This is a genomic window from Commensalibacter sp. M0268 (assembly GCF_016101925.1).
In the GTDB taxonomy this organism is placed as follows: Bacteria; Pseudomonadota; Alphaproteobacteria; order Acetobacterales; family Acetobacteraceae; genus Commensalibacter; species Commensalibacter melissae.
Map to the genome: position 1 here is coordinate 16,653 of NZ_JACFPQ010000001.1, position 26,445 is coordinate 43,097.

Sequence of the window (26,445 nt, forward strand, 5' to 3'; positions counted from 1 at the left end):
ATCATGGAGATCCGAAATATTGCCATTATTGCACATGTTGACCATGGCAAGACAACGTTGGTTGATCAGTTATTACAGCAGTCCGGAACTTTTCGTGAAAATCAGCATGTGGTTGAACGTGCAATGGATAGTAATGATTTGGAACGTGAACGAGGAATTACGATTCTTGCCAAATGTACCTCTGTTGTATGGAATAATGTAAGAATTAATATTATTGACACCCCAGGACATGCGGATTTTGGGGGGGAGGTTGAACGTATCTTATCAATGGTTGATGGGGCGGTTGTCTTGGTTGATGCAGCCGAGGGAGCTTTGCCACAAACTAAATTCGTAGTTGGAAAAGCTTTGAATCGTGGTTTGCGCCCCATTGTTGTGGTGAACAAGGTTGACCGTTCAGATTCTCGTGCGGATGAAGTGCATAATGAAATTTTTGACCTGTTTGCAGCGATGGGTGCCAATGATGAGCAGCTGGATTTTCCAATGCTTTATGCGTCAGGGCGTCAGGGATGGGCTGATTATACAATTGAAAACCATAAAGAGGATTTAAGTGCGCTGTTTGATCTTATCGTCAAACATGTTCCTGCACCAACGGTTAACCTTGATGCGCCTTTTGCAATGGTTGCTTCTATCCTTGAATATGACAATTTCCTTGGACGTATATTAACCGGACGGGTAGAACAGGGAACGGCAAGGGTAAATATGCCTGTTCGTGTTTTGCAACATGATGGTAAAATTATTGAGACAGGCCGTCTAACAAAATTGTTAGCCTTCAGAGGCCTGGAACGTGTTCCTGTTGAGGAGGTCCAAGCTGGTGATATCGTGGCTGTGGCAGGTTTATCCAATACAACGGTTTCAGAAACCATTGCTTCTCCAGAAATAACGGAACCCTTACATGCTACCCCGATTGATCCTCCAACCCTATCTATGACCTTTCGCATTAATGACGGTCCTTTGGGTGGACGTGAAGGAAAAAAGGTGACCTCTCGTCAAATCCGTGAACGCCTGTATCGCGAGGTTGAGGGTAATGTTGCTATTCGTGTTACGGATAGTGCTGAAAATGATGCTTTTGAAGTGGCTGGACGTGGAGAGCTACAGCTCGGTGTTTTGATTGAAACGATGCGTCGGGAAGGATTTGAACTGACTATTGGCCGTCCAAAAGTTCTAACCCGCATTAACGAGGAAACAAGTGAGAAAGAAGAACCCTATGAAGAGGTTCTTATTGATGTTGATGAACCTTATTCTGGGGTTGTTGTTGAAAAAATGTCCCTACGAAAAGGTATAATGCAGGATATGAATCCATCTGGTGGCGGAAAAGTGAGATTGACTTTCTCAATTCCTTCCCGGGGTTTGATTGGATATCATAGCGAGTTCTTGACGGATACACGGGGAACCGGGATCATGAACCGGCTTTTTTCAGGTTATGGTCCCTGGGCTGGCCCCATTGCTGGGCGTCGTAATGGTTCGTTGATTTCTGCCGAAAATGGTGTTGCCGTTCAATATTCCCTTTTCTCTTTACAGGATCGAGGGGTTTTGTTTGTAGAACCTTCTGACAAGGTTTATGTCGGAATGATTATTGGTGAACATTCTCGTGAAAATGATCTGGATGTTAATCCAATCAAAGAAAAGAAATTAACCAATATGCGTGCTGCGGGTAAAGATGAGGCACTTTTATTGACTCCGGCAAGAAAAATGTCATTGGAACAGGCTATAGCTTATATTGAGGATGATGAATTGGTGGAAGTTACACCGTCAGCCATTCGTCTTCGTAAATTATATCTTGATCCACATGAGCGGAAACGTCATGTCAGACAAAGAGCTGAAAGCTGATTAAACATAAATTTATACAGGATTATAATAGGATATGATCCTGTATGTAACAATTTGTAACTTGATTTTAAAACAGGTCATTTTATAATTAAAATGATTGCAAGGATTGCTGATTTTCTGTTTTCTTTTAAGAAATGAAATAAGACCAAATTAAGGCATAATTGTAAAAAATAGCAAAAATAATGCAATTATAATGTGAGACAAACCCATCAGGTTATGCTAACTTTTTTATATATCGGATATAGATTTTCGATACGGTTTTAATTGATAATTTTGATTGGGAATAAAATGAAATTATTAGCTCGTCGTCTTTCTTTCGCTCTATCAACAGCAGCGGTATTAGGTTTTGCAGCTCCAGCTTTCGCTCAAGAAGCTGCACCAGCATCTCCTGCTCCTGCCGCTGTTGCACCAGCGGCTCAAACACCAGCATCTGCTCCAGCAGCGGCAGCTTCTGAAGCTCCAGCAACAGACGCAGCAGCTCCAGCTACTCATCATGGTAAAAGAGCGCATCACGGTAAAAAAGCGCATCATGGTAAAAAAGCACACCATGCTAAAAAAGCGGCAGCTTCTGAAGCTCCAGCAACAGACGCGGCAGCTCCAGCTGCTAACTAATTATTCCGTTTAATTAGTTGTTCAAGACAGGGTTGTATCGTACCACCCTGTCTTTTTTATTTAATTGTAAATACGCCGATAACGGTTTCCCAAGGCAGTAAGAATTTCGTAACCAATTGTATTTGCCGCGTTGGCTATTGTTTCAATTGGACAGTTGAGGCCAATAATTTCTATTTCATCGTCAATCATAACTTTTTTGTTGGCAAGGGGTGATATATTGATACATAAACAATCCATCGAAATTCGCCCAATTACGGGCAAGGGAATGTCAGGGTGATCAATATGTTTGACGCAGATTTTATTGCTGAGCGATCGAAAAAAACCATCTGCATAGCCCGTTGAAACGATAGCCAGTTTTAACGCTTTGTCTGCCGTGAACGTTGCACCATAACCGACAGTGGCCCCTTTGGGAATTTCCCTCAATTGTAAGATTTTACTTCGTAATGTCACAACAGGATACATGGGATTCTTGTGTCCAGGAACAGGGTTGATCCCATATAATGCCGCTCCTGGACGTGTTAGATCGAAATGCCAATTTTCACCTAGAAAAATACCACTTGAAGCGGATAAACTGGCCGGTACGGAAGGAAAGTGATGGATAAAAGCCTTAAACCGTTGCAATTGAATAAGATTTAATGAATGATTTGGATCATCGGCACAGGCTAGATGGCTGATGGTCAGGGTAGGAATGAAAGGTGATATAGATTCATCCTGGATGATTCTTAAATCGTTTATGTCAATACCGAAACGAGACATGCCTGTATCAAATTGCAAGGCAGCAGGATAATTAAAATTGGCTTCCTTACAGGTTTGGATCCATAACTTTACCTGTTTCAGGTCATTTAGAACTGGGATCAGGTTATAATTGATAAACGTTTTGGCATCATATGGATAAAAACCGTTCAGGACATATATTGCGTATTCATTTCCCAATATTGATCTAAGGGCAATTCCTTCATCTAGATAAGCAACAAAAAAATCCTTGCATTCTGTTTTTTGTAATGCCCTTGCCACCGGTAACATTCCCAGCCCATAAGCATTTGCCTTGACGACAGCCCCACATCGTGCCATTTTTGTTTTGTTATTGAGCAAATCATAATTTTTTATAATCGCACCTAAATCAATAGATAAAGTTGCCCCCGCATTTTTGGTAAAAAGATCAGGGTTTATGGAAATATAGGGTTGCATCATTATAAAGACCTTGGAAACTGGGATCTATGGCTTTACTGGAATTCCGTGTGTTGTTGAGTGTTCAAAATGCAGTGGTGTTTCTGGATTAACAATATTATATAACGCATAAGCAGCCATAGAGGCCTCGCTGAATCCTTGTAATATAAGTTTTAATTTTCCTGGATAAAAAGCGATATCTCCGATGGCAAATGTTCCTTCCAGACTTGTTTCACAGGTCGATGGAGTTACCGGAATTCTCCCTTGAATAATGTCAATATCCCAGGATTGTAAAGGGCCAAGATCAGTGGTCAGGCCAAAAAAGGCCAGTAAATGATCGGCTGGAAGAGATCTAATCTGTTTGTCTAGTGAAATAACATCAACTGATTCTAGAAAGCCTTGTTTTCCATGCAGCTTATGAAGCTGGTAGGGGACAAGTTTATTGATTTTTTTTTCTGAAATTGCCGTTTCAAGACGTGCAAGACTTTCCGGTGAAGCCCGGAAACGGTCTCTTCTATGAATCAAAGTGATGGATTTGGCCTTATCTTTTAAGGCCAGTGCCCAGTCAACCGCTGAATCCCCACCACCGGCAATGACAATATTTTTGTCTATAAATAAATCACTTTTTCGGATGTAATAATGAACGGTTTTGGCCTGTTCATAAGCTTCTATATTTTCCAACGGTGGACGATTCGGACCGAAAGACCCTGCACCAATGGCAATGATTATGCCTTTGGCATGAATGATATTGTTTTTATCGGTTTTTAAAGTGAAATTCCCTTTCTGACCTTCCATTTCTACAACCTTGTTTGATAATAGGCGTGGAATATCAAAAGGTTCAATTTGTTTTTCTAGAGAATCAATGAGAGATTGTGCGGTAATACTTGGATGAGCGGGAATATCATAAATTGGTTTTTCTGGATATAGGGCTGAACACTGTCCCCCCACTGTATCCAGTGTGTCAATCAAGATAGACTTCATTTTTAGCATACTGCATTCAAAAGCGGCAAATAAGCCGGCCGGACCCGTACCAATTATGGCAATATCAGTCGTGATAGAGGTTCCAATCATTATATTGACCTTTAATATAAGAAAAAAATAGAATTATAAGGATGATTGCAAAGAGTTTACATATTAAAATAAGCATAAAATAATAGTTTGAAAAAAAATTGTTATAAAATGAATTTTATTGAATATATTTATTATCAAGACATATCTGTAATCTAGAAATGTTAACTTTCTGTAAGTTATTATTAAATCGTTTTATTACCAGTTAAGTTTTATGTAATCATGATTATAAAAATGTATGATTTACCAAATTTGCAAGCAACAAATGATTTGGCTGTAAAAATTTCCCGTTTAATACAGACAGGTGACGCCATTTTATTATCAGGTCCTTTGGGTATTGGTAAAACTGCTTTTGTTCGGTCATTCTTGCGATCTATTTGTGAAGATTCTGAAATGGAAGTTCCCAGTCCCTCTTTTACCTTGGTACAACATTATGAAAGCCCAAAATTTCATTTATATCACTATGATTTGTGGCGGTTGGAAAATGAACAGGATTTAATCGAGTTGGATTGGGATGATGCAATGGAGGGTGTTGTCTTGGTCGAATGGCCAGAGCGTTTGCAGGATTTTGTTCCTGACGGGGCTTTGCATATTGATTTTTCCCTACATTCTGATTCCGGGCGTCGTGTTGTCCTTTCAGGCTGGGATGAACGGCTAAACTTGCTTGAATAATAAAATGACCTTCATGATTATTTGAAAATGTCTAAATATATCACGATCCCCTTTAATGCAGTATTTTTGGATACGATTGCTCAAAAATGGATGGAGGAGATGCATTCTCAAGGGGGTTACCCGTGTGGAATGGTTATTGTTCCCAATCAGAGAACCGTAAAAGCGTTAATTAATAGTTTTATTAAAGTTAATAAAGGGAAACCGCTGCTTTTACCCAAAATTATTTCCATTGGCACTATAGATGAGGCAGGATTATCTTTTAATAGCAAAGAGGAGTTGACACTTTTTCCCGCAGTTCATCCTGTAAAAAGATTATCAATTCTGACATCGTTAATTATACAAATGAATCATGAGCTTGGTAATCAAATTCAGGCTGGTGAAGCTTGGAATTTGGCTAAATCCCTGGCTGATTTAATGGATGAGGCGGAATGGATTGGATGTAATTTAAAGACGGCTTTATCAAAAGCGGTTGAGGATGAATATGCACAGCACTGGCAAAATATTCTAAAATTTCTATCAATTATAACCGAGATATGGCCTCAATGGTTACAGGATAATCAATTGATGAATCCCGTAGCAAGGGTAATAGCTCTTTTAAAAGCCCAGGCTAAAAGTTGGCGGAATTCTGGATGCCAGGATCCAGTTTGGGTGGTCGGATTTGCAGATGCAAGACCCGTTATTGTTGAATTTCTGTCCACGGTTGTTCAATTGCCACGCGGACGTTTGATTGTTTCCGGGTTACAGGAGGATTTGTCAGAGGAAAGCTGGAATGCTTTGCCTATCACGCATCCCTATGCCGAACTTGTCAAAATGTTTTTGGCATTAGGTATTAAGCGTTCTGATTTTCAATACTGGGATCATATATGTGTTCAACCAATTTGTAAGGAGCGTATATCAGCATTTCAGCAAATTTTATTACCTGCTGACCGTTTGGAAAGCTGGTTAATAAACCGGCGTCCTGTACAATTGGATCAATGTTTTTTAATTGAACCGCTCAATCAGCAGCAAGAGGCAATAGCCATTGCGTTAATGATTCGAGATGCTTTGGAAATTCCACAGAAAAGAATTGCACTTGTTACGCCTGATCGTAATTTGGCAATGCGTGTTTCTCTGGAACTGGGACGGTGGGGGGTTATCGCGGATGATAGTGCTGGTGAACCACTTTATAAAACGGCCGGCGCAGTCTTTTTAAATTTGATTTTGCAAGCTTGTGTCGAGGATTTTACCCCTTTATCTTTATTATCCTTACTTAAACATCCATTTGCTTGTTGTGGATTGCCTGCCAGTTTATGCCGTGATTATAGCCGTTTGCTGGAGATCTTTATTCTAAGACAATTTGCAGCTTCTGGTTTATCAGTCATTCAAGCGGCATTGAAGCGGAAAATCGAAGAAATTAAGCTGTTAGATAAGGATACCCTAAGAACCGATATCGCATATTTTTTTTCCAACTCATCTGAATTGGTCAGCTTGCTGGATCGATTGAAACAGAATGTGCAAACTCTGTTGGGAAAAACTACAAAATATACGGTTGGCGAATGGGTGACGTATTTGGCAAGAGCTGCGGAACAGCTTGCCTCTAATCAAGAACAGAATGGAGAGGATATTCTATGGAAAGCTGAAGAGGGAAATGCACTTGCCGAGCATTTAAGAGATCTTATTGTTGAAACTGAATATATAAAGGTGGTTACTTTATCTGAATTTGCCAGTATTTTCAGGGCATCGTTTCAAGGATTAATTGTTCACACGCGCCGTGCCCTACAAGGGAGAGAAGTTAGACAGCTTCATCCAAGGGTATATATCTGGGGATTGCTTGAAGCACGGTTGCAGAATGTTGATATGGTAATTTTAGGGGGATTATCCGAAGGGGTATGGCCACCCTCCATTGATTCTGGTTCTTGGCTAAGCCGTCCGATGCGTGAAAAAATGGGGATGGGACTGCCGGATATTGAAATAGGTCGTACAGCCTATGCTTTTATGGCTTTGTGTTGTTCGATACCAGAAGTGATTTTGTCTTCACCGTTAAGACAGGAAAATGCGCCAGTTGTGCAATCGCGTTGGATTGTCCGTCTTAAGGCGTGGTTGAAGGGGCGCAAGAGTGTAATTCAGCAGCATCCGGCTTTGATGTGGATAAAATATCTTGATCAACCAGATGGATCTCCAACCCCAATGGAATGTCCTTCTCCGAAACCTTTGCCGGCATTGCGTCCAAAATCCATTTCCATAACTGATGTTGAGCGATGGATAAAGGATCCTTATGAGATTTATGCGAAAAAAATACTTAATTTAAGAAAAATTGTTGGTTTGGAGGAAGATCGATCAACCAGTATTTTTGGGTTGATAGTTCATGAAGGGTTAAAGAATGTTTATGAAAATTATAGCAAACAATGGACGCTAAGCGGAATAGAGCAGACTCTTTTGGATGCACTGGATAAACGTCAGGATATCTTAATTTCTTATAAAAAATGGTGGCATGCACGGTTATTAAAAATTGCCCATTGGGTTTACCAACAGGAAAAGTCACGTCGTAATAGTCGAATGCTTCCTCAGTTTTATCTTGAAAAAGAAGGCCATTATTATTTTCAGTTGACCGCAGGAATTGACTTTACCTTACGGGGTATTGCGGATCGAATACAGCTAAACACGGATGGAACTGTAGAAATATATGATTACAAAACAGGTGTTACCCCTGCGTGTATAAATGTGAAGAACGGATTGTTTCCGCAGTTACCCTTGGAAGCGGCAATGGCTTATTATGGCGGGTTTGATAAAAGTCTGGCTGAACATGAAATTTCTAAATTTACATATTGGGAGTTAAAGGGGGGAATAGAGGAAGGTAAGGAAATCCATATAGATAATATTCAAAAAGAAGGGGATGCCACAAATTTAAGCGAAAGATACTGGCAAGTTCTTCAAAAGCTAATTATTGCCTATTGTGACCAGGAACAGCCTTATTTATCTTGTCCACGTCCTCATTTAATAAAAGAATATGTACAAACCCTGCCTGTTTTTGGAGATTATAAGCATTTGGCTCGTTTTCTTGAATGGGGACTGGGAACTGGGGGATCATGATGCAGCGGCAGTTTTTTTTTCCAGATCCTGTTGAAGAAGCGAACAGGCAACAAAGAGATGCCTCTAATCCGCATTATTCAGTTTTTGTATCCGCATCGGCAGGAAGCGGTAAGACAAAACTTCTTGTTGATCGTTTATTACGGTTAATGATGCCCTGGACTGATAAAAAGGGTAAAATTCATCCCGGTATACAACCGCAGCGGATCCAATGTTTAACCTATTCCAAATCCGCGGCTGCCGAAATGGCAATTCGGTTGCAAAAAAAATTAAGTGAATGGGTTGGCTATACGAATCAAGAACTGGATAGGGCTTTGCTCGATTTACAAATCAAGCCGTGCGATAAGATGCGCAAAGCGGCTCGGGCATTGTTTGCAGAAATTTTGGATTTACCAGGGGGTATGCGGATTGAAACCAATCATGCATTTTGTCAATCTATCCTGCAGCGTTTCCCTTTGGAGGCCAGAATTATTCCTCAGTTCAGAGTTATTGAGGAGGGTGATAATTTATTAACCTTCAAAAGGGCTTTTAACGAAAAAATTGATGAAATTGCTGATCATGATATTCAGGTCTTAAGCCCATTAATCAATAATAATCATTTTTTGGAGCTTTTACAGGAACTACAACAAAATCAGCAATATTTACAGCCAGTTTTACGTTTGATTCAACAGCGACAATTTTCCGCTTATTTACGGTCATGTTTAAAGCTGGATTTTTCCAATAAACAGGATTATTTAGCTCGTGTATGTGAAATCTGGCCAGCAGAAAAGGACATTAGAAAATGTCTGGAACTGAATCGGGATATTAAAAATAAAAAATCTAGAGCGGCAATAGAATCCTGTATTCGATGGTTTGATCTTTCGAGCGATCAACGAATTGTCCAATGGGATATAATGCAGGAGACCTTGCTTAAAAAAAATGGTCAAGTTAAAAATTTTACTGTCAATAAGGGGGAAAATAACGCGATTGCAGTTTTGTTGAATGAACAGGCTGACTATATGTATCAGATTGCTGAAACAATCAATCGCTATGACATTTATGAATATACAGGGGCTCTTTTGAATGTCTTTTCATTAATTTGGCAACATTATCAAGATATTAAACGTGCCCAAGGGGTTTTGCATTACAGTGATTTGATTAATTACACTTTGGATTTGCTTGATAATCCTGGTGCCGCTTGGGTTTTGTTCAAGCTCGATGGCGGTTTGGAACATATTTTGTTGGATGAAGTACAGGATAATTCGGCTGAACAATGGCGGATTGCAGATAATATTTCGTCTGAATTTTTTGCGGGATTGGGTAAGGATCCTGTTTCGCATCATTCTAGAACGATTTTTGCCGTTGGAGATTACAAACAATCCATCTATTCTTTTCAGGGGGCAAAGCCACAGGAATTTTTTAATTTTCGTGAAAAAATATCAAAAAAGGTAAAAGAGGCAGGTGAATTATGGGCGGATCCTCAATTACGGGTTTCCTTTCGTTCCAGTCAGATTATTCTTGATTTCGTAGATCAGGTCTTTTCGCCTGAAAATGGATTAACAGGCGTCTGGGATAATTTATCAATGGATCAGTTTCGCCTGCATCGTTCGGCTAAGATATCTGCTCCCGGACGGGTTGATATATGGCCATTAGCGATGATGGATGATATGGAAAAGGAGGATTTGGAAACCTTATGGAAACCATTGAGGAAAAATCAGTATCATTCAACACCTGACATGGTTTTGGCTGAATGTCTTGCCGATTGGATTAAGAGACAGATCGGCAGGGTACCACCTTATGGTGGGCGTCCCATCAGGGCAGGTGATATTCTTATTTTAATCCGGAAACGATCTGATTTTTCACGGGCCTTGATCCGGGCTCTGAAAATGAAAAATATTCCATTGGTCAATCTGGTTAAAACACAATTGCTTGATCAAATAGCCGTACAGGATCTATTGGTACTTTGTGAGGTGCTTTTATTGCCGCAGGATGATTTGACCTTGGCATGTGTCTTAAAATCACCTTTGGGGGGTTTGGATGAAGAAAGTCTTATGGAGCTTGCCGGATCAAGAATAAAAGGCCAGACTTTGTGGAATGCCTTGTTTATTCGGCATTTGGAAAGGAAAGACTGGCAGGAGGCATGGTTAATGCTCTCAAAATTGTTTGCCAGAGTGGATTATGTTACGCCCTATGCCTTGTTGGTTGAGATTTTGGGAGAATATCGTGGACGGGAAAGATTTCTTGCCCGTTTGGGGGAAGAGGCACTTGAGGCGATTGATGAATTACTTTTCCAGGCAATGCAATATGAAGATAATCATATCCCATCTTTACAGGGTTTTTTATATTGGTTGAAACAATCCGAACGTACCATAAAAAACGAGGCGGAAGCAGACCTTGATATGGTTAGGATTATGACGGTACATGGAGCGAAAGGACTGCAGGGGCGTTTAGTCATTTTACCTGATACCGTGAATCCCGCATCTAAACAGGGCGGATTTCAATCTGATCAGGTTCTGGTTTGGAAAGAGGATGCGGAAAAGAATATCAAAATCCCTTTATATGTTCCAAATAAAAATTGCGATATTAGGGAAAGTAAAGAATATAGGTCATTTAAATTGCAAATGGATACCGAAGAAAGCAATCGTCTGCTTTATGTTGCTTTAACGCGTGCAAGTGAATGGTTATTGGTTTGTGGCTGGCAAAAATCCAAAAATAAAAAAACTGAAAACACTTGGTATGATTATTGTGAAAAGGCGATGAAGCAGTTGCCTGATTTGCAGGCCTGTTTTTTCCAAGAAATTTGGGAAGGAACACATCATTTTATAGAAAATAAAAGTAATTCCCTTTCATACAATACGAATTGTTCACCGGATGATTTTGGAAATCAATCCAGCAAATCAATAATTTTACCCAAATGGTTGCAACAAAAAGGAAAGGCTGTTGCGTTACCTGATGAAAATGTCATATTACCCCATTATATTCCAAGTCGACCAGACGGGATAATATTTGGTGAGGTTCCTTCTAAAATATCACCGGTTAAAACAAGAAAGAAAAAAGATCCTTTTTATCGTGGTCGAGTCATTCATGCCTTATTACAATATTTGCCAAATTACCCTTGTGAAAAGCGTTATGACTTGGCATATCAATGGTTCAAGCGAGAAAATGTTAAACTATCCGGTCAGGAATTGGATAAAATTGTTCATCAAGTTATCCAGTTGATTAATAATCCAGAATTACAAAAATTGTTTGATTCTGATAGTTTGGTTGAACAACCTGTAACAGGTATTGTCAATGATCTTGTCATTACGGGTCAGATTGATCGTATGCGTATTTTATCGGATAAAATTTTACTATGTGATTTTAAATCCGGTCAAAAAGTGCCGGATACTGTTGAAATGGTATCCAAAATTTATTTAAGGCAGATGGCATCTTATTGGATCTTATTAAAGGAAATTTATCCATATCATCAAATTGAACCGTTACTGATTTGGACAGATGCTCTAAAAATAATGAAATTGCCCATTGCTTTACTTGAAAAATATTTGCCGGCACAGATATAGACAATCTTAATAATATTTGACATCAAGGACAGTCATCTATTTAGTAGATATGAAGATTATTTTAAAAGTTGTGAGGTAGAAATGAGCGAATTTACTAAAAAAGTAACAGATCAAAGTTTTGAACAGGATGTATTGAAATCCGATCAAATCGTCCTGGTTGATTTTTGGGCGGAATGGTGCGGACCTTGCAAAATGATTTCTCCAGTTTTGGAAGAATTAGCAAAAGAAATGCAGGGTAAATTAGTTGTTGCCAAGGTTAATGTCGAGGAAAACCCTGAGGTGCCAACAAATTATGGAGTTAGGGGAATTCCAACCCTTATCTTGTTCAAAGATGGACAGCCTTTATCAACCAAGGTAGGAGCCTTACCAAAAGAAAAATTGAAAGGCTGGATTGAAACAGCTATCCGTTGAGATATTTTAAATGTTTTTCCAAGTAATTGGATGAATGCCATGTTCCTGAAGCAGCTTGGGGAAGTCTGGGTGACAGAGGGTCTCCAGCTCCTTTTCAGGTTCATATTGAGGCATAAGTTGATTATATAATCCCGTTTTTGTGGTTGCAGGATGGAAAAACAATTCAGAATTACCTTGTGGTAGGGACGGGATTAATTTCTGAATACGGTCAAATGTCATATGCCCACACCAAGATAAGCCAAAGCACCAATCAAAATATTTCATCCCGGCTTTTTTGATCTGTTCTTCAAGAAGTTTGCACCAATAATAAACCAGCAAGTTATTTGTATTATTTAGATTGGTTGTCTGATCAATGGATCTGAGAATCTTAACGGGTTCTTTAGGAAGTCTTATTCGTTGCAACCGATAATCATGACTGATTTTTATAATAAGCTGAGCAATGGTTGGGTGAAGATGCATATGTTTATGCACATCGATATGATCAAGAGCCAGTCCTGTTTTTCTAAAGGTTTCAAATTGAGCCCTGATTTCCTTTTCCAGTTGTCTACGGATGTGTTGATTGAAAAAGTAGTTGATTCCCATTTTAAGTTGTTGTGAGGGGAAAAGACGATTTTCATCGACAAGAAGTGGAATTTCACTTTTTGGCAAAATCGATTTTCCCTCAATGACAACAACATGCAATCCAACCTGCAAATTTGGCATTCTTTTGGCTCTTATGATTGCATCCTCAGCTGCATCGCCTGCAATCATAAGATTCGCAGTACTCAGGACTCCTTGCCGATGTGCAATTTCAATTGCCTCATTGACCTCGACAGATAAACCGAAATCATCTGCTGAAATAAGAATTTTTCTTGTCACAAAATTTCTTTATCGTTTATTATGATGTATGGCGATCTCGTAGAAATTGGAAAAATTCGACGCCTTCACGTAAGCGACGTTTCATCATTTGTGGGCTGGTGATCATCTCTCCTACAATAGATGCTATTTTGGGAGCGCGAAAGTAAAATTTCTTATAAAATGTTTCAACGCTATCAAAAATTTCCGTATGAGATAAATGAGGATAATGCAAAGGGGCGATCTGAACGCCATGTTCATCAATCAATTCCGCATTATTTTCATCCAGCCATCCATTTTCAAGTGCCTGCTGATGCAGAAATGTTCCTGGATATGGAGCGGCTAGGGAAACCTGCAAAGTATGAGGGTTGATTTCAGTGGCGAATTTGATTGTTTCCTGGATTGTTTCCTTGGTCTCTCCTGGTAAACCAAGAATAAAGGTGCCGTGGATTTTAATTCCAAGTTCATGACAGTTTTTTGTGAATTCACGTGCAACCTCGATTCGCATTCCCTTTTTAATGTTATGCAGGATTTGCTGATTTCCGCTTTCATAACCAACCAGCAATAGGCGCAACCCATTATCCTTTAACACTTTCAAGGTGCTACGGGGAACATTCGCCTTGGCGTTACAGGACCAGGTCACCCCTAATTTTCCCAATTCACGAGCGATTGCCTCCGCACGAGGAAGATCATCTGTAAATGTATCATCATCAAAGAAAAATTCTTTAACTTGTGGAAAATATTGTTGAGCCAAACGAATTTCTGCCGCGACATGTTCTGGACTTCGTGTACGATAACGATGTCCACCTACTGTTTGTGGCCACAGGCAGAACGTGCAGCGTGATTTGCATCCACGGCCAGTATATAGGGAAAGATATGGATGTTTTAAATATCCAATGAAATAATCTTCAATATGAAGATCCCTTTTGTAAACCTCGGTAACAAAAGGCAAGGAATCCATATTTTCAATTATTGCCCTGTTTTTATTATGAACAATTTTGCCATTCGCATCCCGCCAGGATATGCCGTCAATATCTTTGAAATCGCGACCTTCTGCGACTTCTTTCAATGTAAAGTCAAATTCATTCCGGGCTACAAAATCAATAACATCGCTTTTTTCGAGACTTTCCTGGGGTTGAACAGCAACCTTTGCACCGACCATGCCAATTTTGAGGGAAGGATTTGCATCCTTGAGCATTTTTGCAACCTTGACATCCGATGAAAAGGATGGGGTAGAAGTATGCATGATCACCAGATCACGGTTTTTCACATCAGCAAGAATGGGTTCCATCGTCATTCTTGCAGGGGGCGCATCAATCAGGCGACTGTTCGGGATAAGGGCTGCCGGTTGGGCCAACCAAGTTGGATACCAGAATGATTTAATTTCGCGCTTGGCTTGATAGCGGGAACCTGCACCTCCATCAAAACCTTCAAAGGAGGGAGGTTGTAGAAACAGAGTCTTCATCATGATGGAACTAATCCTTTGATTTTTTCTATTTTATTATGGTTGTTTAAAAATACTTAATTGGTTCAATTATCTATCACTATCGTTTAACTATTGGAACCTTGGTTTTTTTTAAAAGTCATTTTTTGTCCACGCCATTCAATATCTTCTTTGAAAATACTTCTCATCATAATAGAAGCCGAGATCCAGTCCCTTAAGGGTAACAGGAAAGGAATTAACTTAAGGTCAAGTTTAATCTTTTTATTGATTACTAAACAACAAATAGATTGAAAAATCCAGCAGCTTAAAAAATTAATCCATGATTTTTTTTTCAGAGGGTTTAGTAAAACAGCAAGAGAAATCCAGAATAGGGGAAGCTGGATGAAAGAGCATGTAAAACCAAGGGGTTCCACCGTAAAAACGGTACGATTCCAGCGCAACTCATGTTTATATAAAGCTTGAAAAGTATTTTCAGAAACAGTTGTCTTAACGATGGAAGGTGAAAGAACAACCTCTAAATTTTGTTTTCTGATAAGCTCTCCAAGTTTTGCATCGTCTGCAATATAGGGTAACAAAGCTTTTAATCCGCCAATTTTCATAAGTATGGACCGTTTGATTGCAACACAGGCACCAAAACAATCCTGACGGCCCAGATAGCGTGAAAGTATCACGCCCGGCATAAAGTTATAATTGATATGAGCACTGGCCAGCATTTGGACAATAGAGGATTCATAAGGTAATCCACTATATAAAGAGGTTATCAGTCCAATATTGTCATTATCCAATAAGGGAATGGTTTCTCTTAAATAATTCTGATGCGGTGTGTGAATATCGGAATCTGAAATAAGCAGACAGTCATGGATTGCGTAGGCAAACATGTTTATTAAATTTGATACTTTGCGGTTTACCCCGTGAATCTCTGGATTGATAACCAGTTTAATATCGCGATTGGGATATTGATTCTGTAGATGATGAACAATTTCAATTGCAGGGTCTTTACTATCTTGAACGCCAAAAATTAATTGAAAATCTGGATAATCCTGTTCGCAGAAACTTTGTAAAGCCTCATAAAGGAGGGGTTCTGCATTAGCCAAAGGCTTTAAGATTGTTACTGGGGGAAGGGAAGAGGGGGCTGTATATTTTTTTTGGTTTTTGATTTTTTTTTTAAAGAAATAGATAAGCAGACAGCTGATTCCAGATTGAATGCACCCCAGTAATGTACAAATGGATAAAATTCGTGTTAATTTAATTTTCGTTTGTAAGGACCAAAACATATAGACTGTTAGTTTAGGAGTTGTTTTTTGACATGAAGGATTGTGTTTTCTTGTTTAACATTTCAATCAATCCTTGACTGCCACCTTTTGCCAGGGTCGAACTAAAGTCACCATGTTGAATGGCGATTTGACTGATATGACCATTCAGCAACACATCGACAATTTTCCATCCTTGTGGGGTTTTACGCAACAGATAGTTGATTTCTGTTGCTGATCCCATATCACTTGCGTCCCCAACCCTGGTTTTAATAATTTTATCATCGTTTGTCGTTGCATTTTTAACATTTGGTAAAATTTTAAATCCCGTACCTTTTTCTTTGGCAAAACTGGAATAATACCGTGCAACTGTATAATTAGTGAAAGCTTGCAAAAGCTGCTCTTTTTCAGCTTTGGAATATGAATCGTAACGATAGCCAACCGTACTGCTTAAAATTGAAGAGAAATCATAGGAATCATTTAAAACTTTTCTAAGAGCGGTCATGCCTTTTTCAGCAGGGGTTTGCTTGGACTGTTGAAGTTGGCTTAGGATGCGATACAGATTGACAACAGGTGTTTTAATGGAATTTTCTGTATCAGATCCGGTTACAGAAACAGGACGGACGGCAGTATCATTTGCATGAATTGCGATTGGAGAATTAAAGCCTATAAAGGCTGTAACACTGCATAACAGGATATAACGATGAAATTTCATAGTTGAATCTACCTAAACTTTTTATATTTAAATTTCCAAAGGTACATCTAAAGCTTTTAAAGCGGTTTTGACAATAGATGGAGCATCTAAACCTGCCTCAATATATTGCGCGGTTTGGTTATTATGGTTAATGAAATAATCAGGTAGAACCATTGGCCTGAACCTTACATGATCTAAAAGACCGTTCTGGGCAAGATGTTGCATGACAAATGCTCCAAATCCGCCTGTTGATCCCTCCTCAATAGTGATAAGAACCTTATGGTTTCTAGCCAGCTGATCAATTAATCCTTTGTCGAGAGGCTTAGCAAAACGAGCGTCGACAATTGTAGGGGGCAATCCATATTGTTTAAGGGTTTCGGCAGCTTTTAAACATTCTGCCAAACGGGCTCCGAAAGACAAGATGGCAATTCCCCCCTTTTCATCACCAGTCTGCTCTCCCATTTCCTGAATGATTTTTCCTTTACCAATTGGAAGAATTTGGCTTTCTGCCGGTAAAGAAAGACCAATACCAGAGCCACGCGGATATCTGAAGGCGATTGGACCTTCATCAAAAGCTGCGGCGGTTGCTGTCATATGAACTAATTCAACTTCATTGCTGGGAGCCATGATAACAATATTTGGTAGACACCCCAAATATGCAATATCAAAGGTACCAGCGTGGGTTGCCCCATCAGCCCCAACCAGTCCAGCGCGATCAATGGCGAAACGAACAGGTAAATTCTGCAGGACAACGTCATGCATGACTTGATCATAGGCACGTTGCAGAAAAGAGGAATATATAGCACAGAAAGGTCTTAACCCCTCGGTTGCCAGACCTGCAGCAAATGTAACCGCATGTTGTTCAGCAATGCCGACGTCAAAATAGCGTTCGGGAAATTTCTGTTCAAATTTGTCTAATCCTGTACCAGATGGCATCGCAGCGGTTATGGCAATAATTTTGTCATCTTTTTCAGCGCATTTTAGCAGTTCATTACTGAAAACTGAGGTATACGATGGTGGTCCGGGCGGTCCTTTATTCTGTTTTCCTGTTATGACATTGAATTTGGAGACAGCATGATATTTATCGCCTGAAGATTCAGCTGGTTTATATCCATGTCCCTTTTGGGTTACGACATGTAAAAGCACTGGACCGATATGTTCGGCATCGCGCAGATTTCTTAAGACAGGAACCAGTTGTTGTAAATTATGTCCATCAATTGGTCCCACATAATAGAAACCTAGTTCCTCAAACAATGTCCCGCCCGTCATTAAAGCGCGGGCATATTCTTCGGCCCGTTTTGCCTTTTTTTCAAGACTCTCGGGTAATTTGCTGGCGACTCTGGCGGCAAGATCTCTTAGCCCCAAGAAATGACGTGATGAGAGAAGCTGCGATAGATAAACGGACATTGAACCGACAGGTGGAGCAATGGACATTTCATTATCGTTCAGGATAACAATTAATCGTTCTGCACCTGGCCCAGCAACGGCAGCATTATTCATGGCCTCATAGGCCATACCAGCTGAAATGGATCCGTCACCGATTACTGCTATAACACTGCGTTCATCATATGTTGGATCTTTTTTGGCCTTAAAATGGTTTGCAACAGCTATACCCAATCCTGCCGAGATCGAGGTTGAGGAATGGGCGGCTCCGAAAGGGTCGTATATACTTTCTGAACGTTTTGTAAAGCCTGATAATCCTCCAGGTTGACGTAATGTACGAATAAATTCACGACGACCAGTTAATATTTTGTGGGGATAAGCTTGATGACCAACATCCCATATTAGTGAATCATTTGGTGTATCAAAAACGGCATGTAATGCAACAGTAAGTTCAACCACACCCAAAGAGGCCCCTAAATGTCCACCTGTTGTGGAAACGACATCAATTGTTTCGGCACGTAATTCCTTGGCTAACTGTTCTAGCTGTTCAATGGAAAGGTTTTTGAGATCTGTTGGGGTATGAACGCGGTCTAATAAAGGGAAACGTCCATAAGTAGGAATGGATTTTAAATGATTAGCCGATTCATTTTCCATAAGATTTTCTTTGTTCTTAGGCGTTTCGGTTTGTTCATCCATGTTATATTTCGTCCGTAACTGTTACATAATAGCTTAATATAAATGTTAAGTTTTTTAGCTTATACTCGAGTTTAGATGATATTCAAATACACGTTATGTAAAATCTATCACCTTTCATGAATAAAAAAGGATAAAAAGCGAACAATATATTACACTTTTTTATTAAGCTTTTATGGCTGATTTTATCTTTTTTTTCAAACGAGATATTAAATTTGTTGCTTGAGGAACACATCTATAAAGTAAATTGTTACTTTAAAAAAGGAAAAAGAGAGACGGCAAGGCTTTTGAAATTTAAAATAAAATGTTTTTGTCGTAAAGTACGTTTTTTACTAATAATATTTTTTTCTTGTTGTTAAGGGTCATTTATCTTATGAATGACGCATTTATTATATGTTAATATCGGTTAAACCGGTTTGGGAGCTTAGATAAATGGCTGTTCCTCTGATGCAGGCAGTACGAGTCGGTAGCTACGTTGTTAAACAACATCTAAAAAGACGTGAAAAATATCCACTCGTTTTGATGTTGGAGCCTTTATTACGTTGTAACTTGGCCTGTTCTGGTTGCGGAAAGATTGATTATCCTGCTGAGATATTGAATCAGCGATTGAGTGTGCAGGAATGTTTGGATGCTGATGCTGAATGTGGTGCCCCTGTCGTGGCAGTTGCAGGGGGTGAACCCTTGTTGCATAAGGAAATGCCACAGATTATTGAGGGATTGATCGCTCGTAAACGGTATGTATATCTGTGTACTAATGGATTGTTGCTTGAAAAAAAGATTGACGATTATAAACCATCTCCATTCTTTTCATGGGATATTCATTTGGATGGTGACAAGTCCATGCATGACGCTTCTGTCTGTCAGCAGGGTGTTTACGATCGTGCCGTTGCAGCAATAAAACTTGCCAAGTCTAAAGGGTTCAGGGTTTCAATCAACTGCACCCTGTTTGATAATGCCGATCCATATCGTGTAGCGGCATTTTTTGACAGTGTTATGGAGTTGGGGGTTGATGGTATTATGACTGCTCCTGGTTATGCCTATGAAAGGGCGCCAGATCAAGAACATTTCTTGAACCGTCAAAATACCAAAAAATTATTTCGTGAAATTTTCAGATTGGGAAAGGGACATAAATGGCGTTTCACGCAATCTCCATTATTCCTGAATTTTCTGGCTGGAAATGAGCAATATCACTGTACTCCTTGGGGTAAGCCTTTAAGAACAGTTTTTGGATGGCAACGTCCATGCTATCTGTTGGGAGAAGGTTATGCACCGACGTTTGAAGCATTGATGAATGAAACTCAATGGGATCAGTACGGTACGGGCAATTACGAAAAATGCGCCAATTGCATGGTTCATTCTGGATATGAAGCTACCGCTGTTAAGGATGCGATCAAACGTCCATGGCATATTGCTCAGGTTGCTTTAACAGGACCCAAGGTCGAAGGTGTGATGGCACCCGAAATAGATTTGTCACAACAGAGACAGGCAAAATACGATTATAATGAACAGGTGGCGGAATTAATGAAGAAACTGCCTAAGGATTCTGTTAAAAAACGGACAGCAGTTCGTCGTGTTAAAAAGGTGGCCGTTCAGGAAGCCTGATTATACATTGGTATCTTTTGTGGAATAAAAGGAAAGGCAAGCTTAGTTTTTCAAGCTTGCCTTTTTTAATAGTTGTGTAAGGAACAAATTTATTACAGAAATAAAAATAAAAATGTTAAATCATACTCAAAGTAAAAATAAGTATAACAGATTTATTATTTTTTATTAGTAACAATTTTGTTAGCTTATTTTTGTAATTTCTGTTTTTTATTATGATTACATTTATTGGATTTAAGTAAATGCTTGTTTCAATTATTGTTATTTTATGCTTGATTTTTTTGAATGGTATTTTCGCTATGGGCGAACTTGCTTTAATATCAAGCCGAAAAGCCCGGTTGGTTGCGATGCAACATCAAGGGGTGAAGGGTGTTGAAGGGGCTTTACGATTAATTGATAAACCACAAAGTTTTTTACCCACTATTCAGGTTGGTATTACGCTGGTTTCAATATTTGAGGGAGCCTTTGGGGGATCCCGTATTGAAAATTGTCTAAGGCATTGGCTTGAACAATTTTCGTTAATCAAAATCTGGGCAGATGACTTGTCGATTCTTATCGTTGTTTTGGTTATTACTTTTTTTATGCTAATTTTTGGGGAACTGGTTCCAAAGCAGTTGGCGTTACTAGAGCCTGAGGTCATTGCTGTCCGCCTGTCCTGGCTATTTATAATTATATCAAAGATTGCCTCTCCTGCAGTTTGGGTCCTCAGTAAATCCTCTGAATGCGTTTTGAAATTATTAAGAAGACATAATAAAGTTTCTGTCTCTGTAACAGAAGAGGAATTAAGGGCCTACATTGCCGAGGGTGCCAAGGTTGGTGTGCTGGAAGTTGAAGAACGGGATATGATTGAACGTTTGCTACGACTGGCTGACCGACCTGTCAGGGCTGTTATGCGTCCAAGGAATGAAATTATATGGATTGATCGTTCTATTTCAGGGGACAAATTGAAACAGGCTTTGTACAACATTTCACATACACGATTGGTTGTTTGTGAAAATGGAATTGATAATCCTGTTGGTGTGGTTTTGGTTAATGATTTGTTCAGCCAGCTTTTACATAAAAACAGCTTGTCAATTAATGCCTGTTTACAGCGTCCTCTTGTTGTTCCGGATAGTATGTCTGCCTTGGACGCTCTGGAACGATTGAGGGGTGATTTATTAGGAATATTACTGGTTCTTGACGAATATGGCTCATTTGAGGGAATTGTAACGGTTTCGGATATTTTTAAAATAATTGTAGGTGAAATCAATCAGTCTCTGGATGCCCCCCGTCTTGAGTCAGGGATAAGTAATGAATATTTACTGGAAGGGACGACTCAGGTCGATGAAGTCAGGGATCAGCTGGATTTAGGAGATTTACCTGCGGAAGGAAGTTATCATACGGTCGCCGGATTGATTTTGGCACTTTTACGAAGAGTCCCGGTTACAGGTGACAAGGTTGTTTTTTCAGGTTGGCTTTTTGAGGTTTTGGAGATGGAAAATCGTCGGGTTACTCGTGTAAAGGCAAGCCGACAACCTGTGGCAAAAAACTAGTAGGTATTAAAAAGCCCTTTTCTTTTTTTTAAGAAAAGGGCTTTTTTTAATGTAATGTAATGGCTTGGGCCAATTTTACTTCATTTGTAAATTTAGGCCATTTGTTTTGAGCCAGAGCCTTTAAGGAAGGAGAGGGTAAATCAAGCTTATCAGAATAAATCCAAAGAAAAGTAAGTGCTTTATGCAAATAGTTTTTTGTTTCCTTGATAGGAATTGTTTCCATGAACAGTAATGGATCTTGGTTATTCTCAGCTGAATTCAACCATTTTGATGTTATTACAGGTCCGGCATTATAACTGGCCAGCATATGAATAAGGCTTCCTCCTTTTGGAAGCATATCATAGTTTTTCTTGTTATAAAGTCCTGATAAATGGATAAGGTATAATTGACCGATTTCCAAATTTAAAGCGGAATTTTGCAGTTCATCCAAACGATGAATCGATACGTTATTTTTTTGTTTTGCAATATATTTTGCTGTCATAGGCATGATTTGCATTAAGCCACGTGCCCCTGTATTCGAAACAGCCTTGCTATTGAAATTTGATTCTAAACGGATCAACGCATAGATAAGTGCCGGATTGATTCTGTAGCCATTCCTTGGATGTAAATTGGGTAAGGGTAAGCTTTTATTGTGGTCGAGAAGATTTTCATTTTGTACAATTATCTCAAAAAGCTGTTTAGATAAATCGTTTGCGCCTATGGTTTTTGCAATCAATTGAATGGAATGCAAAAGGGCAAGATTCTTTCTATTTTTCATCCATATCTGTTTTAAAATAATCTCAGCCCGTTTTTTTTCGTCCACTTGTAGTAAGGCAAAAAACCTTTTTCCCTCAGCAGTGGCTTCAATAGTGTTGATATCCACTTGAGAAAGTGTTGTAGAAGAAAATTTAAGGAAATTTAGTAAAGGATGAAAATCAGTCTTCTCTGTTGAAGTATCATGATCGTTTTCTTTTAGAATCTGGTTGGCCAAAATACCATAAAAGGTATGCACAAATGAAGCCGATCTGCGCAACCAGATAATATATTCCTGTTTATTTTCCTTTCTTAGACATGAACGTGCAGCCCAGAAATAAGTACCTGCTCTAATATTGGTAGTGATAATATCTGCCTTTGAAGCCTGTGCAAAAAATTTCAAGGATTGATCAATATCATTATTTTTCCAGGCAATTAATCCAGCGACATATCCAGCCAAACCAATGCGGTAATTGGATGATTTAAACGCATTTTTAGCCAGTTGATAGGCATGATCTGAATAATTCATTGCAAAGAGCTGTTGAGCTATTTCTGCCTGTAATTGTGCGGCATATAGATTATTCATTCCGCGTGTCTGTTGAATAAGCTGCAAGGCACTTTTCGCTCCCTGCCAACCTGATGCGCTGCGTTCATGAACAGTTTGATCCAACAAAGGATTTCTTTTGAAGGAATTGGTTTCGAAATTAAGATGATCAAGGCTTTGCAAATAAGCCATGACATTATTGTTGTTATCAATAGGTAGATTCTGATTGACGGGAATTGATACTTTAATAGCGCCAAGATTGTTCAGACGCTTTTGAATATCAGGTGAATCAGGATAAGATGCAAAATTTTTCAGCCATAACTTTAATTGTCCTGTATTTGGTAAAAAATGTGGGTTTAGGTAACGCTCGGCAAGAATATCGCCGAGCAACAAATTGTCTGAAATCTGAATTGTTTCAGATTGAGCCGTTGTGAAATCCCCTTTGCGTTGTAGATCAAATATATAGCGAATACGCTGTTCATCCATTGAATTTAACGGACGAGGAAAGCTGACACGACCATTACCATTTCGAATAATATTTCTAGCTTGTGTAATGATTGTTTCTTCACGCTGATCTAACTGTTTTGGCGTAGTTGCCCGTATGGATACAGTTGATACGCCTGCAAACAAGGCTGCGCTTGCCAATAAAGCCCGGACAGCCAAAGGGGAAAGAATGTTTGTCCCTTGCATAATACATATTAATTAGGAAAGAGTGTCATGTAATTCAAGAGTTATTTATTTTAGGTAATTAAATATTATCGCTGAAATATATAATGCTTCAATCAAGTGTTTTTATCTATGGTGGCACGAATGTAAAGGAGATTTTTCCAGGTTACCTGGCGGATCTTGGCATTAATGTTAATTTGGGAAAGATGGTGTAATGGAAAAAGTTGGATGGGGTTAGGAATTCCAGAGTATGTGAATGAATGCCATTGATTTTTTAGCTGGTTAAAATTGATCGGGGTTTTTAGTAAGGTCTTAGCAGGTAATTGTCCAATTGTCAGGATATATCTGGGTTGATACAGGATTAGTAATTTATATAAAAAAGGTAGGCAAAGTTCTAATTCATTCGTTGATATTTGTCGTCCACCTGGGGGGCGCCATGGAACAAGCGGAATACGAAAACAAGCATCAAGAGAAATATCGATGTTATCAAGCATCTGTTCAAGCCAGAAATTTCCCGTATCTGCGAAAACCCTTCCGCTACGATCTTCATCGGCATCGGGAACATCCCCGATAATGTAAATATGGGATTTTGGATCTCCAACAGAAAGTATTGTATTCATGGCTGTGTTTTTAAGCGAACAGTCTTTGAATTCCAGGATAGCCTGGTTTATTTCTTGTAAACTATTGGTTTGAAAAGCGGAGTGTCGATTTGTTTTTGTTATAATTTTCGTTGAAACAGATTGTTTTTTAGGTAAAGGAAGAGTAGGAATAGGTTTTCTATTTTCTAAATGGTTGATACTTACTGAAGTTAAATTTTCATCTATACCCCATTCAGAATATAGCTGTAACAATGATAAATGGTCATACATTTTAGATTACGATGAATATAATGATGGTTAACGAAACCTTATATACTAAGATTTCAGTTTATTGAGAAGATAGTGATTATGCAATGCCCACGCTTTCTACGCACCATGCTTTTATCTTTTTCTCTAATTGCTGGGATGAGCTCGACATCTAAAGCGTCCGTAATTGTAAAGGATCCAGAGCCTGTTATTCCCTTGGTGCATCAAAGGGGCGGGTACGGGGATTATCTGTCTGCCTATTATGCGGGGCAGACCGATGATAATGTGACCGCTGCAAAATTTTATAATAATGTGTTTAATCATGATCTAAAAAACACGGATGCACGTGAAAGGGCATTTTACTATAGTGTGATCGCCGGCAATCCAGCCGCAGTAAATTTGGCAAAACAAGAAGATAAAGATCCAATTTCCGCCCTGGTATTAAGAAATGATGCAATTGTTAAGGGAAACTGGAAAGAGGCATTAAAATATTTTACTTCTCCTCCTGGTGATCCATTGGGTCAGATGACGTTTTTATTGTTGCAAGCATGGTGCCTATATGGTGCTGGTCAGATTGATCAGGCAAACGCTCTGTTTGAAAAAGGAATTAATACGCCTATTAGTGGGGTCTTTCTAATTCATTATGGCGTTGCGGAAACTTTATCACATCATGATAAAAAAGCTGGCATTTTATTTGAAAAAGCCTATCGGGTTTTTCCCGGGGCGGATCTGCTGTTAATGCGGGCTTATGGAAATTGGCTTTATCAGCATCATCGGGCTGGAAAAGCGGAGGCAATGGTCGATAATTTGACTGATATTTTGCCTTTTTTATCCATTTCAAAAAATAATTTACGTCGCAATCTTTCTCAGTTTCCAGTGCATGATGCTCAAGAAGCGGTTGCTCAGGTTTACTTGGCAATGGCCTCCCTGATTCAGCAGGATTTGGCCAATCAGACTGTTGATGAAAATGACAGGGAGGCTAAAATTTCGTATAAGGTTGCCCTTCATACTGAACAGATATTTTTACGGTTTGCTTTACAGCTCAATCCAAATCTTTCTGAAGCCAAAATTATGTTATCGGGCATTCTTGCGGAACAAAAACACCCTGAACAGGCCCGTAAAATCTTATTTCCCGTTAATCCGGATGATCCGTTAAAGACCAATATACAGTTACAACTTGCCCGTTATGATGCATTATTAAAACATTATTCTCGGGCGGAAAAATCCTTGGAAGAATTGTTAAAGGATTACCCACAAGAAATTAGTTTATGGCAAACGTTGGGTGATATTTATTTTGATCAGAAAAATTATCCAAAAACCATTCAAATCTACAGTAAAGTCATTCAGTTAAAGAAAAACAAAACTAAATATGATTGGACAATGTTTTTCATAAGAGGGGTTGCTTATGAAAAACAAAAACAATGGCTAAAAGCTGAACAGGATCTACAAATGGCATTAAAATTGGCACCAAATGAGCCAATTTTATTGAATTATCTGGGTTATTCATGGGCACTAAGACATAAAAACTTGCAGAAAGCCCAGATAATGCTACAGAAAGCCATTGATATTGCACCGGATGAAGGGGCAATCCGTGATAGTTTAGGCTGGATTATGGTTTTGAATAATCAAACAGCTTTAGCCATACAACAGTTGGAGCTGGCTGCCGAGACCATTCCACAGGATCCTGAATTAAATTATCATCTAGGGGTTGCCTATTGGAAGGTTGGACGCTATCAAGAGGCGATTAATCAATGGAATGTAGCCTTGACTTGCAATCCAAATCCTGAAAATAGAAATTTAATATTGAATGCATTACAAAAAGCCAAAAAAAATAAATTCTTGTCCTCTCACAACTAGGTAATTTCAC

Annotated in this window: 18 protein-coding genes; 9 read left to right on the forward strand and 9 right to left on the reverse strand. The window is 39.1% G+C overall.

The genetic code is table 11. The features are described from left to right. Positions 1-3: 3 nt before the first annotated feature. Both typA and H3R28_RS00110 read left to right on the forward strand, forming a co-directional pair. Entirely contained in the window at positions 4-1,827 is a 1,824-nt protein-coding gene (typA, locus tag H3R28_RS00105; RefSeq protein ID WP_122124041.1) for a translational GTPase TypA, read from the forward strand. Between the two features lie 288 nt (positions 1,828-2,115). Continuing rightward, on the forward strand, positions 2,116-2,439 hold the full coding sequence (locus tag H3R28_RS00110) for a hypothetical protein (RefSeq protein ID WP_198192456.1): 324 nt from the start codon (positions 2,116-2,118) through the stop codon (positions 2,437-2,439). Between the two features lie 60 nt (positions 2,440-2,499). Here the strand turns inward: H3R28_RS00110 and alr are convergent, their stop codons facing one another. After that, positions 2,500-3,630, reverse strand: coding sequence for an alanine racemase (alr, locus tag H3R28_RS00115; protein WP_198209482.1), 1,131 nt, complete (start codon positions 3,628-3,630; stop codon positions 2,500-2,502). Between the two features lie 24 nt (positions 3,631-3,654). Next, entirely contained in the window at positions 3,655-4,677 is a 1,023-nt protein-coding gene (locus H3R28_RS00120; protein WP_198209480.1) for an NAD(P)/FAD-dependent oxidoreductase, read from the reverse strand. A 231-nt stretch (positions 4,678-4,908) separates the two neighbouring features. Here H3R28_RS00120 and tsaE point away from each other — a divergent pair, with 231 nt between their 5' ends. From tsaE to trxA, 4 genes are all read left to right on the forward strand, one after another. Next, positions 4,909-5,346, forward strand: coding sequence for a tRNA (adenosine(37)-N6)-threonylcarbamoyltransferase complex ATPase subunit type 1 TsaE (gene tsaE, locus H3R28_RS00125; RefSeq protein WP_232347493.1), 438 nt, complete (start codon positions 4,909-4,911; stop codon positions 5,344-5,346). 27 nt (positions 5,347-5,373) lie between these two features. Beyond that, a complete protein-coding gene (gene addB, locus H3R28_RS00130) occupies positions 5,374-8,415 on the forward strand; it encodes a double-strand break repair protein AddB (protein WP_198209478.1) in 3,042 nt (1,013 codons plus the stop codon). Continuing rightward, entirely contained in the window at positions 8,388-11,951 is a 3,564-nt protein-coding gene (gene addA, locus H3R28_RS00135) for a double-strand break repair helicase AddA (RefSeq protein WP_198209477.1), read from the forward strand. Before addB ends, addA begins: the two co-directional genes overlap by 28 nt. Positions 11,952-12,032: 81 nt before the next feature. Next, on the forward strand, positions 12,033-12,362 hold the full coding sequence (gene trxA / locus H3R28_RS00140) for a thioredoxin TrxA (protein WP_155580846.1): 330 nt from the start codon (positions 12,033-12,035) through the stop codon (positions 12,360-12,362). Between the two features lie 6 nt (positions 12,363-12,368). Here trxA and hpnK read toward each other — a convergent pair whose 3' ends face one another. The 5 genes from hpnK to dxs all read right to left on the reverse strand — a co-directional run bounded on the left by hpnK (position 12,369) and on the right by dxs (position 18,621). Continuing rightward, positions 12,369-13,220 (reverse strand): hopanoid biosynthesis-associated protein HpnK, encoded by an 852-nt coding sequence (gene hpnK / locus H3R28_RS00145; RefSeq protein WP_198184457.1) that lies wholly within the window; start codon positions 13,218-13,220, stop codon positions 12,369-12,371. 19 nt (positions 13,221-13,239) lie between these two features. Beyond that, positions 13,240-14,664 (reverse strand): hopanoid biosynthesis associated radical SAM protein HpnJ, encoded by a 1,425-nt coding sequence (hpnJ, locus tag H3R28_RS00150; protein ID WP_110438558.1) that lies wholly within the window; start codon positions 14,662-14,664, stop codon positions 13,240-13,242. Between the two features lie 83 nt (positions 14,665-14,747). Next, entirely contained in the window at positions 14,748-15,914 is a 1,167-nt protein-coding gene (gene hpnI / locus H3R28_RS00155; protein ID WP_198209475.1) for a bacteriohopanetetrol glucosamine biosynthesis glycosyltransferase HpnI, read from the reverse strand. A gap of 13 nt (positions 15,915-15,927) precedes the next feature. After that, positions 15,928-16,605, reverse strand: coding sequence for an ABC transporter substrate-binding protein (locus H3R28_RS00160; RefSeq protein ID WP_198209469.1), 678 nt, complete (start codon positions 16,603-16,605; stop codon positions 15,928-15,930). A gap of 27 nt (positions 16,606-16,632) precedes the next feature. Beyond that, the gene (gene dxs / locus H3R28_RS00165; RefSeq protein ID WP_232351208.1) at positions 16,633-18,621 is read right to left on the reverse strand and encodes a 1-deoxy-D-xylulose-5-phosphate synthase; all 1,989 of its coding nucleotides are present in this window, start codon (positions 18,619-18,621) and stop codon (positions 16,633-16,635) included. A gap of 471 nt (positions 18,622-19,092) precedes the next feature. Here dxs and hpnH point away from each other — a divergent pair, with 471 nt between their 5' ends. Further along, a complete protein-coding gene (hpnH, locus tag H3R28_RS00170; RefSeq protein WP_110438555.1) occupies positions 19,093-20,262 on the forward strand; it encodes an adenosyl-hopene transferase HpnH in 1,170 nt (389 codons plus the stop codon). A gap of 239 nt (positions 20,263-20,501) precedes the next feature. After that, on the forward strand, positions 20,502-21,791 hold the full coding sequence (locus H3R28_RS00175) for a hemolysin family protein (protein ID WP_155565909.1): 1,290 nt from the start codon (positions 20,502-20,504) through the stop codon (positions 21,789-21,791). A 46-nt stretch (positions 21,792-21,837) separates the two neighbouring features. Here H3R28_RS00175 and H3R28_RS00180 read toward each other — a convergent pair whose 3' ends face one another. Continuing rightward, positions 21,838-23,757, reverse strand: coding sequence for a lytic transglycosylase domain-containing protein (locus H3R28_RS00180; protein WP_198209465.1), 1,920 nt, complete (start codon positions 23,755-23,757; stop codon positions 21,838-21,840). Between the two features lie 92 nt (positions 23,758-23,849). After that, the gene (locus H3R28_RS00185; protein ID WP_198209464.1) at positions 23,850-24,602 is read right to left on the reverse strand and encodes a uracil-DNA glycosylase; all 753 of its coding nucleotides are present in this window, start codon (positions 24,600-24,602) and stop codon (positions 23,850-23,852) included. A gap of 78 nt (positions 24,603-24,680) precedes the next feature. Here H3R28_RS00185 and H3R28_RS00190 point away from each other — a divergent pair, with 78 nt between their 5' ends. Beyond that, entirely contained in the window at positions 24,681-26,435 is a 1,755-nt protein-coding gene (locus tag H3R28_RS00190; protein ID WP_198209462.1) for a lipopolysaccharide assembly protein LapB, read from the forward strand. Positions 26,436-26,445: the final 10 nt, after the last annotated feature.